The sequence below is a fragment of the Variovorax sp. GW821-FHT06D12 genome (genome assembly GCF_059419205.1).
Genome location: NZ_JBWKRI010000004.1, coordinates 187771 through 201407, shown reverse-complemented (window position 1 = coordinate 201407; position 13637 = coordinate 187771). Strand labels below are relative to the sequence as shown.

Here is a 13637-nt window from a genome sequence, read left to right as displayed (position 1 = left end):
GAGAACCTGTCGAATGAACGCATCCCACTACCGCTCCGTCTTCGCGCCCGGCCTGTTCGCCGGGCAATGCATCGTCGTCACCGGCGGCGGCTCGGGCATCGGCCGCTGCACCGCGCACGAACTGGCCTCGCTCGGCGCCCACGTGGTGCTGGTGGGCCGCAAGCCCGAGAAGCTCGACGCAGTGCGCGCCGAGATCGAAGCGGCCGGCGGCAACGCCAGCACGCAGGCCTTCGACATCCGCCAGGAAGACGCCGTGCGCGAGGCCGTGAAGGCCATCGTCGCGGCACACGGGCGCATCGACGGGCTGGTCAACAACGCGGGCGGCCAGTACATCACGCCGCTGGCGGCCATCTCGGCCAAGGGCTGGGAGGCGGTGATCCACACCAACCTCACGGGCGGCTTCCTGGTGGCGCGCGAGTGCTACCTGCAGAGCATGCAGGCGCACGGCGGCGCCATCGTCAACATCGTGGCCGACATCTGGGGGTCGATGCCGAACATGGGCCACAGCGGCGCCGCACGCGCCGGCATGGTGAGCTTCACCGAGACCGCCGCCGCCGAATGGGCCGTGAGCGGCGTGCGCGTGAACGCCGTGGCGCCGGGCTACATCGCCTCCAGCGGCATGGACCACTACCCGCCCGAGGCCGGCGACATGCTGCGCGCCATGCGCAAGACCGTGCCGGCCGGCCGCTTCGGCAACGAGGCCGAGACCTCCGCCGCCATCGCCTTCCTGCTGGGCCCGGCCGCCGCCTTCATCAGCGGCACCGTGCTGCGCGTGGACGGCGCGCGCCCGCAGGCGCGCATGGGCTGGCCGATGGAGCTGCCCGACGCGCAGGCGCAGCAGCGCCCCGCGGTGCGGCCCTACGACGGCTTTCACCTCGCGCAGACACCGCGCGTGTTCCAGGACAAGTAACGAGCGAACGAACGGAGACCATTGATGCAGTACACCCATGAACACCTCGAGATGCAGAACACCCTGCGCCGGTTCATCGACGAGGAGATCAACCCCCACGTCGACGAATGGGAAGAGGCCGAGATCTTTCCCGCGCACGAGGTCTTCAAGAAGCTCGGCAACCTCGGCCTGCTGGGCCTGAACAAGCCCGAGGCCTTCGGCGGCGCCGGCCTCGACTACTCGTTTGCGATGGCCTTCGCCGAGGGGCTGGGCCACATCAGCTGCGGCGGCGTGCCGATGGCCATCGGCGTGCAGACCGACATGTGCACGCCCGCGCTCGCGCGCTTCGGCAGCGACGAGTTGCGCCGCGAGTTCCTGGTGCCCGCCATCGCCGGCGACACGGTCGGCTGCATCGGCGTGAGCGAGCCCGGCGCGGGCAGCGACGTGGCGGGCCTGAAGACCTATGCGAAGAAGGACGGCGACGACTACCTCATCACCGGCCAGAAGATGTGGATCACCAACAGCCTGCAGGCCGACTGGATGTGCATGCTGGTCAACACCAGCGAAGGCCCGGTGCACCGCAACAAGTCGCTCGTGATGGTGCCGATGAACCTGCCCGGCATCGAGAAGGCCAAGAAGATCCGCAAGATCGGCATGGACTCGAGCGACACCGGCCTCATCTACTTCGACAACGTGCGCGTGCCGCAGCGCTACCGCATCGGCGAAGAGGGCCAGGGCTTCGTCTACCAGATGCAGCAGTTCCAGGAGGAGCGCCTGTGGTGCGCGGCCAGCTCGCTCGCACCGATGGACGACTGCATCACGCAGACCATCGAATGGGCGCAGCAGCGCCAGATGTTCGGCGCCACGCTGGCCGACCAGCAGTGGGTGCAGTTCAAGCTGGCCGAGCTCAAGACCGAGGTGGAAGCGCTGCGCGCCCTCACCTACCGCGCCTGCGACCTGCACGTGAAGGGCGAGGACGTGCTCGAGCTCGCGTCGATGGCCAAGCTCAAGACCGGCCGCCTCACGCGCCAGGTGGCCGACACCTGCCTGCAGTTCTGGGGCGGCATGGGCTTCACGCTGGAGAACCGCGTGGCGCGCCTGTACCGCGACGGCCGCCTGGGCTCCATCGGCGGCGGCGCCGACGAGGTGATGCTCGGCATCCTCGCCAAGACCATGGGCATCGCCAAGCGCCCGCCGCGCGGCTGAGCGCCATGGACGCGGAACTGCAGGCCGACCGTGCGGCGCTCGCCGACACGGTGCGCCGCTTCGCCCAGACCGAGATCGCACCGAACGTGCAGGCCTGGGACGAGGCCGGCGAATTCCCGCGCGCGCTGTACACCCGCGCGGCCGAACTGGGCCTGCTGGGCCTGGGCTATCCGGAAGCACTCGGCGGCACGCCCGCCTCGTATGCGCTGAAGCTGCCGGCGTGGGTCGCGCTCGCGCGCCACGGCCAGAGCGGCGGCGTGCTCGCGAGTCTGTTCTCGCACAACATCGGCCTGCCGCCCGTGGTGCTGCATGCCAGCGACGCGGTGCGCCGCGAGGTCGTGCCGGGCGTGCTGCGCGGCGAGAAGATCGCCGCGCTCGCGATCACCGAACCCGGCGGCGGCTCCGACGTGGCCGCGGTGCGCACGACGGCCAAGCGCGACGGCGATCACTACGTGCTGAACGGCGAGAAGACCTTCATCACCTCGGGCATGCGCGCCGACTGGATCACCGTGGCCGTGCGCACCGGCGAAGGCCGCGGCGCGGGCGGGCTCTCGATGCTGCTCGTGCCGGGCGACGCGCCCGGCCTCTCGCGCACGCGGCTCGCGAAGATGGGCTGGCTGTGCTCCGACACCGCCACGCTGCACTTCGACAACGTGCGCGTGCCCGCGCGCTACCTGCTCGGCGACGAAGGCGGCGGGTTCCGCATGGTCATGGGCAACTTCAATGGCGAGCGCGTGGGGCTGGCGGCCGGTGCGCTGGGCTTCGCGCAGGCTTGCCTCGACGAAGCGCTGGCCTGGTCGCGCGAGCGCAAGACCTTCGGCGCCGCGCTCATCGAGCACCAGGCCGTGCGCCACAAGCTGGTCGACATGCAGATGCGCATCGCCTCGACCGAGGCCTGGCTCGAGGCCGTGTCCGCCGAGGGCGACGCGCACGAGGCAGCGGGCCGCATCAACGCGCCGGAGTGGGTGGCACAGGTCTGCCTGCTCAAGAACCACGCCACGCAGACCATGCAGTTCTGCGCCGACCAGGCGGTGCAGATCCTCGGCGGCATGGGCTTCATGCGCGGCACCGTGAGCGAGCGCGTCTACCGCGAGGTCAAGGTGATGATGATCGGCGGCGGCGCCGAGGAGATCATGAAGGAGCTGGCGGCGCGCCAGCTCGGGTGGGTGTAGCGGCGGCGCCGACCTTTATTCCGGCCCGGCCGGAACGCCGCTGCGCGGCAGGTGTCCAACCGTTCAGCACCTTTGCTGAGTCGCGGGAGATCACCATGCTCTCTTTCACTTATGGCATCGGCGCCGTCGCCCTGGTCCTGCTGGCGGCGCTGCTCTTTTCGGCGGTATGGATCTTCCGGGAGTACGAGCGCGGCATCGTGTTCACGCTGGGGCGCTTCTCGAAGGTGGCAGGGCCCGGACTGGTGTTCGTGATTCCGGCCATCCAGCAGGTGGTGCGCGTCGACCTGCGCACCGTGGTGCTCGAAGTGCCGACGCAGGACGTGATCTCGCGCGACAACGTGTCGGTGAAGGTCAGCGCGGTCGTCTACTTCCGCATCGTCGATGCGGCCAAGGCCATCATCGAGGTCAAGGACTTCTTCAACGCCACCAGCCAGCTGGCCCAGACCACGCTGCGCTCGGTGCTCGGCAAGCACCAGCTGGACGACATGCTGGCCGAGCGCGAAAAGCTCAACCTGGATGTGCGCGAATCGCTGGACGTGCAGACGGCGTCATGGGGCATCAAGGTGTCGAACGTCGAGATCAAGCAGATCGACCTCACCGAATCCATGATCCGCGCCATCGCACGGCAGGCCGAGGCGGAACGCGAACGCCGCGCCAAGGTGATCCATGCCGAAGGCGAGCTGCAGGCGTCCGAGAAGCTGTTCCAGGCCGCGCGCGTGCTGGCGCAGGAGCCGCAGGCCATCCAGTTGCGCTACCTGGAAACGCTCACGGTGATCGGCTCGGACAAGAACACGACCATCGTGTTTCCGCTGCCGGTGGACCTGATGGCGAGCTTGCTCGGCAAGCAGCACGCATAGCACGCAACGCACGAAAGCGGAAAACCGTTCGAAGCACCCGCCGGCCTCCTTGCATGCCGGCGGACGCCTGACGCAGGTCAGTCCGCCTCTTCCCCACCGCCCGCCTGTGCGGCCAGCGCCGCCGCCGCGCGCAGCTTGTCCTTCTTGCTCGGCCGCGCGCCCTTGATGCCGCCGTTGCCCGAGGTGTCGACCACCACCGGCGCCGTCTCGACCGGCTCGAAGCCCGCGATGCGCTCGCGCGGCACGCGCTGGCCCTGGCGCTTCTCGATCAGGCGGAAGTGCGCCTCGGTGGTGGGGCTCACGAAGCTGATCGCCAGCCCGCTCGCGCCCGCGCGGCCGGTGCGGCCGATGCGGTGGATGTAGTCGGTGGGCGAACGCGGCAGGTCGTAGTTGATGACCACGGGCAGCTGCGCGATGTCCAGGCCGCGCGCCGCCAGGTCGGTGGCGATCACCACGTCCCAACGGCTCTGCTTGAACTGCGCCAGGATGTCGCGGCGCGTGCCCTGCGCGATGTCGCCGTGGAAGGGCACGGCGTAGATGCCGTTGCGGTACAGCTTCTCGGCCACGGTCTGCGCGGCGTGCTGCGTGGCGACGAACACCAGCACGCGGTCCCAGGTGCCTTCGTTGTCCTTCAGCAGCTGGCGCAGCAGCTGGGTGCGGCGGGCGGCGTCGACCTCGATGGCGCGCTGCACGATGTCGGGCCGGGTGCCGGGCTCGCCCTGCACGTCGACCAGGGCCGGGTCGTGCAGCATGTCGTCGGCCAGCGCCTGGATGGCGATCGGGAAGGTGGCCGAAAAGAGCAGGTTCTGGCGCCGCGCCGGCAGCAGCGCCAGGATGCGCTGCAGCTCCTCCGCAAAGCCCAGGTCGAACAGGCGGTCGGCCTCGTCGAGCACGAGCGTCGACACGGCGTCGAGCGCGAGCGCGTTGTGTTCGACCAGGTCGAGCAGCCGGCCGGGCGTGGCGACCACGATGTCGGCGCCGCCGCGCAGCCGCATCATCTGCGGGTTGATCGAGACGCCGCCGACCGCGACGACGATCTTCAGCCGCTCGGGCAGGTGCCGCGCGAAATCTTCCAGCGTCTCGCCGACCTGGGCCGCGAGTTCGCGCGTGGGCACGAGCACCAGCGCGCGCAGCCGGCGCGACGCCGACGAGGCGGGCTCGGCGGCCAGACGCTGCAGCAGCGGCAGGGAAAATGCGGCCGTCTTGCCGGAGCCGGTCTGTGCCGAGCCCCGCAGGTCGCGGCCCTGCAAAATGGCAGGGATGGCCGCCGCCTGGATGGCGGTCGGCGCGGCAAAGCCGCTCGCGGCGGCCGCTTGCGCGAGCGCGGGGGTCAGGCCCAGGGTATCGAATGGCATGGAACGGGCACCGGGAAAAAAAGAGAGATCGAAAGAAAGACGGATCGAATGGGAACGATGAAGAACAGCCGCACCGGCAGCACGCTGGTGTACTCCACCGAGGCGGGCGGGCGCATGTGCCCCGACTGCGGCGCCCCGATGGCGCAATGCCGCTGCAAGGAACTCGCGAAGGCCCGCACGGCGGCCACGGACGGCATTGTCCGCGTATCGCACGAGACCAAGGGCCGAAAGGGCAAGGGCGTGACCGTGGTCAAGGGCCTGCCGCTCGACGCGGCGGCGCTGGCGGCCGTGGGCAAGCAGCTGAAAGCAGCCTGCGGCACGGGCGGCACGGTGAAGGATGGCACCGTGGAGATCCAGGGCGATCACCGCGAGGTCGTCATCGCCGCCCTCGTGAAGCAGGGCCACACGGTCAAGCGCGCAGGCGGCTGAAAGCGCGCATGAACCCCGAAGACCTGCAGCGCCTGGTGACGCTCGAAATGCCTTTTGGCAAGCACAAGGGCACGCTGATTGCCGATTTGCCCGGAAATTACCTGACTTGGTTTGCGCGCGAGGGTTTTCCCGCGGGAGAAATTGGCCGGCTGCTCGCTTTGATGCATGAAATAGACCACAACGGCCTGTCCGACCTGCTCAAACCGTTGCGAAACCGCCCGTCGGGTCGGAATGTTTCTCGATAACACAAGATTTCCCCCCTTTTTTAGGAAATCGGGCCGGATAATCCGGCTCACGTGTCTGCGAGCCTCGGCTCCCGTGCACGTAATTTGGTGATCGGTCAGTTTCGCGCCACAGCGCATTAGTTTGTTGTGATTCTGGGACTCCATCGCTTTGTGTTTTTTTGGTTTGAATTAGGAGTCCCTCCATGGGCAAGAAACTTTACGTGGGCAACCTCGCCTACTCCGTGCGTGACAACGACCTGGAACAGGCTTTCGGCGAGTTCGGCTCGATCGTCAGCGCCAAGGTCATGATGGAACGTGACACCGGCCGTTCGAAGGGCTTCGGCTTCGTCGAAATGGGCACGGACGCTGAAGCACTCGCAGCTGTCGAAGGCATGAACGGCGCATCGCTGCAGGGCCGCGCCCTGACGGTGAACGAAGCCCGTCCGATGGAAGCACGTCCCCCCCGCACCGGCGGTGGTGGCGGCTACGGCGGTGGTGGCGGCGGCGGCTACGGTGGTGGCGGCGGCGGCGGTTACGGCGGCGGCGGTGGCGGCCGTAGCGGTGGCGGCGGTGGTTACGGCGGCGGCGGCGGTGGCCGCGGCGGCTACTAAGCCCTCCCCCACACACTCATGAGCGCCTCGGCGCTCTGAATGAATGAAAAGCTCCTTCGGGAGCTTTTTTCGTTTCCGGCCCCCACAACCCCGCCCCTGCCCCTTCGAGGAACACCGCGGAACCGGCTTTGCCGGGCCGCTGGTGTTGCCCCCGGAAGGGGGTTGGCGCAGCGACACGAAGTGCGCGAAGCCTGGGGGAGAGCCCGTACTTTCCCTGTAAGCATTTGTCCGTACCGCGCTGGTCAGCCGACGGTCAGCCGCTGGCGACGACCCTCGTCCCTTCGAAAACAGAGGGTCGAGACAATGAAAATCAAGAGACAGGCGGACTTCTTCTCAGGAGTCATGTTCGCCGCCGTCGGTGGCGCGTTCGCCATCGGCGCCACCACCTACACCATCGGCGACGGCGCCCGCATGGGGCCGGGGTACTTCCCGCTGATGCTGGGCATCCTGCTGGCGCTGCTGGGCGCGCTGATCATGTTCCAGGCCATGGTGGTCGAGAGCGCCGACGGCGACAAGATCGGCAAATGGGCCTGGAAGCCGCTGGCCTTCGTGCTGGGCGCCAACCTGGCCTTCGGCGTGCTGCTGGGTGGCCTGCCCAGCGTCGGGCTGCCGGCGATGGGCATGATCATCGCGATCTACGCGCTCACGATCATTTCGAGCATGGCGGGCGAGCACTTCAAGCTGCGCGACGTGCTGGTGCTCTCCACCATCCTGGCGGCCGGCAGCTATGTGGCCTTCATCTGGGCGCTCAAGCTGCAGATCCAGGTCTGGCCCACGTTCATTTCGGGTTGAGGAGCACACCGCCATGGAACTGTTCCACAACCTGGCGACCGGCTTCGGCGTCGCCTTCACCTTCACCAACCTGCTGTACTGCCTGGTCGGCTGCATCCTGGGCACGCTGATCGGCGTGCTGCCCGGCATCGGTCCGGTCGCGACGATCGCGATGCTGCTGCCCGCCACCTACGCGCTGCCGCCCGTGTCGGCGCTGATCATGCTGGCCGGCATCTACTACGGCGCCCAGTACGGCGGCTCGACCACCGCAATTTTGGTGAACCTGCCCGGGGAGTCGTCCTCGGTGGTCACCTGCATCGACGGCTACCAGATGGCAAGGCAGGGCCGCGCAGGCCCTGCGCTGGCCGCGGCCGGCCTGGGCTCGTTCTTCGCGGGCTGCGTCGGCACGCTGATCCTGGCCGCCTTCGCGCCGCCGCTGACCGAGCTGGCCTTCAAGTTCGGCCCGGCCGAGTACTTCTCGCTGATGGTGCTGGGCCTGATCGGCGCGGTGGTGCTGGCCTCGGGCTCGCTGCTCAAGGCGGTGGCGATGATCGTGCTGGGCCTGCTGCTGGGCATCGTGGGCACCGACGTGAATTCGGGCGTGGCGCGCTTCAGCTTCGACATTCCCGAGCTCACCGACGGCATCGGCTTCGTGGTGATCGCCATGGGCGTGTTCGGCTACGGCGAAATCATCGGCAACCTCTCGCAGCCCGACGACGAGCGCGAGGTGTTCACGCACAAGGTCAAGGGCCTGTGGCCCACCAAGGACGACTTCAAGCGCATGACGCCGGCCGTGCTGCGCGGCACGGCGCTGGGTTCTGCCCTGGGCATCCTGCCGGGCGGCGGTGCGCTGCTGGCGGCCTTCGCGGCCTATGCGCTGGAAAAGAAGATCAAGATGCGCCCGGGCGAAGTGCCCTTCGGCAAGGGCAACATCCGCGGCGTGGCCTCGCCCGAGTCGGCCAACAACGCCGGCGCGCAGACCTCCTTCATTCCGTTGCTGACGCTGGGCATTCCGCCCAACGCCGTGATGGCGCTGATGGTGGGCGCGATGACCATCCACAACATCCAGCCCGGCCCGCAGGTAATGACCAGCAACCCCGAGCTCTTCTGGGGCCTGATCGCCTCGATGTGGATCGGCAACGCGATGTTGATCATCCTGAACCTGCCGCTGATCGGCATGTGGATCAAGCTGCTGACGGTGCCCTACAAGTTCCTGTTCCCGGCGATCGTGCTGTTCTGCGCGATCGGCGTGTACTCGACCAACAACAACACCTTCGACGTGTGGATGGTCGCGATCTTCGGCTTCATCGGCTACCTGTTCCTGAAGCTGCGCACCGAGCCGGCCCCGCTGCTGCTGGGCTTCATCCTCGGGCCGATGATGGAAGAGAACCTGCGGCGCGCGCTGCTGCTGTCGCGCGGTGCGTGGAGCGTGTTCGTGACGCGGCCGCTGTCGGCGGGCCTGCTGATTGCCGCAGCCTTGCTGCTGGCCATCGTGCTGTTGCCCGCGATCAAGGCGAAGCGCGAAGAAGCCTTCGTTGAGGATTGAGCTGGAGGCTCCTTCCAGGAACACCGCGGAACCGGCTTTGCCGGGCCGCTGGTGTTGCCCCCGGTAGGGGGTTGGCGAAGCGACACGAAGTGCGCGAAGACTGGGGGCGAGCCTGTTGCTCCAGGGGCTTTTTTTATTTCAGGAACGCGTCGTAGGCGGTTTTCAGGATCAGCGCACTCACCACCACGATGAACACGATCCGCACGAAGCCCGCCCCGTGCTTCAGCGCCACGCGCGTGCCGACCAGGCTGCCGGCCACGTTGGCCACCGCCATCACCAGCCCGTAGTGCCACCAGACGTGGCCCTTGGCGGCCAGCAGGATCAGCGCGGCGGCGTTGGTCAGCGTGTTGATGACCTTGGCCGAGGCCGAGGCGTTGAGGAAGTCGTAGCCCATCCAGCGCACGAACAGGAACACCAGGAAGCTGCCCGTGCCCGGCCCGAAGAAGCCGTCGTAGAAACCGATGGTCAGGCCGATGGTGCTGGCCGCCAGCGTCTCGGCACGGCCGCTGAAGCGCGGCGCGTGCAGCCGGCCCATGTCCTTGCGCGCCAGCGTGTAGATCAGCACGCCCAGCAGGATGACCGGCAGCGCCCGGCGCAGGAAGTCGCCCGGGAAGACCGTGACGGTCCAGGCGCCGAGCATCGAGCCGCCGAAACCCAGCAGCGCGGCCGGCCACATCGCGCCCCAGCGCATCTGCACCCGCTGGCTGAACTGGGCCGCCGAGGCCGCCGTGCCCCAGATGGACGCGCTCTTGTTGGTGCCCAGCAGCGTGGCGGGCGGCGCGCCCGGAAACACCGCAAAGAGGGCCGGCACCAGGATCAACCCGCCGCCGCCCACGATCGCATCGATAAAACCCGCGAGCAGTGAGGCGCCCGTGACCACCAGCATTTCCATGCGGGCGATTGTCTCACCGGAATCGCTATCGAAACGATAGCTGTGGTGGCCGGTACGGGCTGGCCAGGAGGCTTGTTTGGCTTGGAAGAAAGCACCCGCGTCCGTGCTGTGAACGGGCAAAAAAAAGCGCCGACCAGCGGCGCTTTTCAAATATCAGACAGGCATCTCGTACGGAGCCTTTGAAGAATGTTCTTGTTGATCGATCGGAAGCTTGTCTCCTCGGACCCTCGGCAGTACGAGCAGGGCCCGTCGCGAGTGCGCAGATTGTGCAAGCGCGCACCCGCCCGGTGCATTAGGAATTACCCGCTTCGTGTTACTTCGACCCTCCGGTTGGGAAACCAAAGTGTTTCAGTCAGTTAACAAGATGGCATGACTCGTGCACACGGGCCTTCTGTCCACCACTCCAAGAAGAAACGGTCATGGCCCTGCTGGCACCCCAAGCCTCCCTGAACGCGGCCGACACCGCCTGGATGATGACCTCGACCGCGCTGGTGCTGTTGATGACGCTGCCCGGCATCGCGCTCTTCTATGCCGGCATGGTGCGGCGCAAGAACGTGCTGGCGACCATGGCCGGGGTGGTGGCGATCGCCGCGGTGGTCTCGCTGACCTGGTTCGCGCTCGGCTACTCGCTGGCCTTCACGCCCGGCTGGCCCTGGCTGGGCAAGCTCTCGCGCATCGGCTTCTCGGGCTTCGAGTACCTGAAGGAGGCCGGCCAGGTGGCCGTGAGCCATGTGGCGCCGAACGTGCCGGAATCGGTCTACGCCATGTTCCAGCTGAGCTTCGCGATCATCACCACCGCGCTGGTGCTCGGCGCCTTTGTCGAGCGCATGCGCTTCTCGGCGCTGCTGTGGTTCGCGCTGCTGTGGAGCGTGCTCGTGTATGCGCCCGTGGCGCACTGGGTGTGGGAGCCGGGCGGCTGGCTCGCGCAGATGGGCGCGCTCGACTTCGCGGGCGGCTCGGTGGTGCACGTCAACGCGGGCATCGCGGGGCTGGTGTGCGCCTATGCGCTCGGGCCGCGCCGGGGCTACGGGCGCGAGGCCTTCGAGCCCTACAGCCTGGCGCTCACCATGACGGGCGCGGGCCTGCTGTGGGTGGGCTGGTTCGGCTTCAATGCCGGCTCGGCGGTGGCGGCCGACGGGCGCGCCGGCCTGGCCATGTTGGTGACGCACATCGCGGCGGCGGCTGGCGCCATGAGCTGGATGATCGGCGAATGGATCGTGCGCCGCAGCCCCTCGCTGCTGGGCCTGTGCTCCGGCCTCGTGGCCGGGCTGGTGGCGATCACGCCGGCGGCCGGCTTCGTCACGCCACTGTCGGCGCTGGCCATCGGCGCCATCGCCGGGCTGGCCTGCTACTGGGGCGCCACGGGCCTGAAGCACCTGCTCGGTGCGGACGACTCGCTCGACGTGTTCGGCGTGCACGGCATCGGCGGCATCGTGGGCGCGCTGCTCACCGGCGTGTTCGCCGACCCGCGCATCTCGGGCGCGGCGGGCAATGTGCTGACGCAGGCGATCGCGGTCGCCAGTGTGGCGATCTACAGCGCGGCGGGCACGGCCATCGTGCTGTTCCTGGTGCATGTGCTGGTCGGATTGCGCGTCGACCCCGAGAGCGAACTGGTGGGCCTCGATCTTGCTCAGCATCGTGAACACCTGGGAGCCTGACCACCCGAGGGAGACGCCATGCCATCCATGTCCGAAAGCGAACGCATCGCGCTTGCAGCACGCCTTCACGTGGCACTGCGGCGAAAGCACGGGCGCGTGACCGACACCGAATGGATGGCCACCAACGCCGAGTACGCCGCCGAGATCGTGCGCATGACGCGCCAGCACGCCGCCGAGACGAAAGACGACGAACTCGACCAGCTCGCCACGCGGCTGGAGCAGGCCATGGAACCGCTGGCCCGCGCCGCGCGCTTGGCGGCGCGCCAGCCCGACGGCCTGCCACCCACGCCGCCGCCGCGCTATGTCGGCGGGCTGCGCTGACGACGCCTCAGTTCGCGGCCAGCGCCGCCTTGCGGATCGACTGCAGCGTGCTCGCGGGCGTGATCGCCTCCGGGTCCAGCAGGCAATGCAGGATCGCCGGCTTGCCGCTGGCACGCGCACGCGCGAGTGCGGGGCCGAACTCTTCCGTCGTGGTCACGCGCTCGCCGTGCCCGCCGAACACCTCGGCGTAGCCCCGGAAGTCGGGGTTCTTCAACTGCGTGGCGCTGATGCGGCCGGGGTAGTGCTTTTCCTGGTGCATGCGGATCGTGCCGTACATGCCGTTGTCCAGCAGTACCACGAGGATCGGCAGGCCGTACTGCACGGCAGTGGCGAACTCCTGGCCGTGCATCATGAAATCGCCGTCGCCCGCGAACACGACCACCTCGCGCTCGGGCCACAGCCGCTTGGCGCCGACGCCGGCGGGCAGGCCGTAGCCCATCGAGCCGCTGGTCGGCGCGAGCTGGCTCGCGAACGCGCGGAACGGCCAGAAGCGGTGCACCCAGGTCGCGAAGTTGCCCGCGCCGTTGCAGAAGATGGTGTCGGCCGGCAGCACCTCGCGCAGGTGCTGCATGACCTCGCCCATCTGCAGCGGACCGGGGATGCGGACCGAGGCCGGGTCGCTCCAGCGCAGAAAGTCTTCGCGTGCGGTCTTGGTCTCGGCCTGCCACACGGGCGGTGACGCCGGACGCAACGCGGACACCGCTTCGGCAAACGCCTGCGGCGTGGCGTGGATGCCCTGTGTCGGGCGATAGAGCTTGCCGAGCTCATCGGCATCGGCGTGCACATGCACCAGCGCCTGCTTCGGCTGCGGGATCGCGAACAGCTCATAGCCTTGCGATGGCACTTCCGACAGGCGCCCGCCGACCAGCAGCACCAGGTCCGCATCGCGGATGCGCGCCAGCATGCGCGGGTTCGCGCCGAGCCCCAGGTCGCCCGCGTAGCAGGGGTGCTCGGCGGACATCAGCATCTGGCGGCGGAACGAGCAGTACACGGGCAGCGCATGCGCCTCGGCGAACTTCGCGAACTGCTGCGTCGCGGCTTCCGACCAGCGGCTGCCGCCCAGGATGACGACCGGCCGCTGCGCCTGCGAAAGGCGCTGCTGCAGCTCGGCGATCTGCGCCGCGCCCGGATGCGTTTCGGTGACGGCATACGGCAGCGCATCGGCCACCACGGCGGCTTCGGTCAGCATGTCTTCGGGCAGCGCGATCACCACCGGACCGGGCCGGCCCGAGGTCGCGACATGGAAGGCGCGCGACACCAGCTCGGGCACGCGCGCCGGGTCGTCGATCTGCACGACCCACTTGGCCATGGTGCCGAAGACCGCGCCGTAGTCCAGCTCCTGGAAGGCCTCGCGGCCCATCGCGTCGCGCGCGACCTGGCCGACGAACAGCAAGAGCGGCGTCGAATCCTGGTGCGCGATGTGCACGCCCGCCGCCGCATTGGTGGCGCCGGGGCCGCGCGTGACGAAGCAGATGCCGGGCTGGCCCGTGAGCTTGCCCTGCGCCTCGGCCATCATCGTGGCGCCGCCTTCCTGCCGGCACACCGTCACGGCGATCGATGCGTCGTGCAGCGCGTCGAGCACGGCCAGGAAGCTTTCGCCGGGCACGCAGAAGAGCTGCTTGACGCCGTGGGTGATGAGCTGGTCGACCAGGATCTGGCCGCCGGTGCGGGAGGAAGTCATGAGGGTTCCAGTGGAATGAAGAGGA

Annotated in this window: 14 protein-coding genes; 11 read left to right on the top strand and 3 right to left on the bottom strand. The window is 68.4% G+C overall.

What is annotated here, in order from left to right:
- The first annotated feature begins 13 nt into the window (after positions 1 to 13).
- From AC07SQ_RS14645 to AC07SQ_RS14630, 4 genes are all read left to right on the top strand, one after another.
- On the top strand, positions 14 to 910 hold the full coding sequence (locus AC07SQ_RS14645) for an SDR family NAD(P)-dependent oxidoreductase (RefSeq protein ID WP_095950727.1): 897 nt from the start codon (positions 14 to 16) through the stop codon (positions 908 to 910).
- A 24-nt stretch (positions 911 to 934) separates the two neighbouring features.
- Positions 935 to 2095, top strand: a complete 1161-nt coding sequence (locus AC07SQ_RS14640) for an acyl-CoA dehydrogenase family protein (protein WP_095950728.1) — start codon at positions 935 to 937, stop codon at positions 2093 to 2095.
- A 5-nt stretch (positions 2096 to 2100) separates the two neighbouring features.
- Positions 2101 to 3267 (top strand): acyl-CoA dehydrogenase family protein, encoded by a 1167-nt coding sequence (locus tag AC07SQ_RS14635; protein ID WP_062472785.1) that lies wholly within the window; start codon positions 2101 to 2103, stop codon positions 3265 to 3267.
- 95 nt (positions 3268 to 3362) lie between these two features.
- Entirely contained in the window at positions 3363 to 4124 is a 762-nt protein-coding gene (locus tag AC07SQ_RS14630) for a slipin family protein (protein WP_495273255.1), read from the top strand.
- A gap of 77 nt (positions 4125 to 4201) precedes the next feature.
- Here the strand turns inward: AC07SQ_RS14630 and AC07SQ_RS14625 are convergent, their stop codons facing one another.
- Positions 4202 to 5479 carry a DEAD/DEAH box helicase gene (locus AC07SQ_RS14625; RefSeq protein WP_495273254.1) on the bottom strand — a complete coding sequence of 426 codons (1278 nt, stop codon included), beginning with the start codon at positions 5477 to 5479 and terminating at the stop codon, positions 4202 to 4204.
- 48 nt (positions 5480 to 5527) lie between these two features.
- Between AC07SQ_RS14625 and AC07SQ_RS14620 the strand changes: the two genes are divergently transcribed.
- The 5 genes from AC07SQ_RS14620 to AC07SQ_RS14600 all read left to right on the top strand — a co-directional run bounded on the left by AC07SQ_RS14620 (position 5528) and on the right by AC07SQ_RS14600 (position 9060).
- Positions 5528 to 5908, top strand: coding sequence for a translation initiation factor Sui1 (locus tag AC07SQ_RS14620; protein ID WP_062472780.1), 381 nt, complete (start codon positions 5528 to 5530; stop codon positions 5906 to 5908).
- A gap of 8 nt (positions 5909 to 5916) precedes the next feature.
- On the top strand, positions 5917 to 6153 hold the full coding sequence (locus AC07SQ_RS14615) for a DUF3820 family protein (protein ID WP_056584018.1): 237 nt from the start codon (positions 5917 to 5919) through the stop codon (positions 6151 to 6153).
- A gap of 182 nt (positions 6154 to 6335) precedes the next feature.
- Complete coding sequence (gene rbp / locus AC07SQ_RS14610; RefSeq protein WP_095950733.1) at positions 6336 to 6743, top strand: RNA-binding regulator; 408 nt, start codon at positions 6336 to 6338, stop codon at positions 6741 to 6743.
- A gap of 303 nt (positions 6744 to 7046) precedes the next feature.
- Positions 7047 to 7535 (top strand): tripartite tricarboxylate transporter TctB family protein, encoded by a 489-nt coding sequence (locus tag AC07SQ_RS14605; RefSeq protein WP_070063464.1) that lies wholly within the window; start codon positions 7047 to 7049, stop codon positions 7533 to 7535.
- Between the two features lie 13 nt (positions 7536 to 7548).
- Complete coding sequence (locus AC07SQ_RS14600; RefSeq protein WP_062472774.1) at positions 7549 to 9060, top strand: tripartite tricarboxylate transporter permease; 1512 nt, start codon at positions 7549 to 7551, stop codon at positions 9058 to 9060.
- A 133-nt stretch (positions 9061 to 9193) separates the two neighbouring features.
- On the opposite strand, the gene AC07SQ_RS14595 is transcribed toward AC07SQ_RS14600, so the two are convergent.
- On the bottom strand, positions 9194 to 9952 hold the full coding sequence (locus AC07SQ_RS14595) for a sulfite exporter TauE/SafE family protein (RefSeq protein ID WP_495270021.1): 759 nt from the start codon (positions 9950 to 9952) through the stop codon (positions 9194 to 9196).
- 419 nt (positions 9953 to 10371) lie between these two features.
- Here AC07SQ_RS14595 and AC07SQ_RS14590 point away from each other — a divergent pair, with 419 nt between their 5' ends.
- The gene (locus AC07SQ_RS14590; protein ID WP_447740302.1) at positions 10372 to 11610 is read left to right on the top strand and encodes an ammonium transporter; all 1239 of its coding nucleotides are present in this window, start codon (positions 10372 to 10374) and stop codon (positions 11608 to 11610) included.
- 18 nt (positions 11611 to 11628) lie between these two features.
- On the top strand, positions 11629 to 11931 hold the full coding sequence (locus AC07SQ_RS14585; protein WP_082818034.1) for a hypothetical protein: 303 nt from the start codon (positions 11629 to 11631) through the stop codon (positions 11929 to 11931).
- Between the two features lie 7 nt (positions 11932 to 11938).
- Here AC07SQ_RS14585 and AC07SQ_RS14580 read toward each other — a convergent pair whose 3' ends face one another.
- The gene (locus AC07SQ_RS14580; protein ID WP_495273253.1) at positions 11939 to 13612 is read right to left on the bottom strand and encodes a thiamine pyrophosphate-binding protein; all 1674 of its coding nucleotides are present in this window, start codon (positions 13610 to 13612) and stop codon (positions 11939 to 11941) included.
- Positions 13613 to 13637 lie beyond the last annotated feature (25 nt).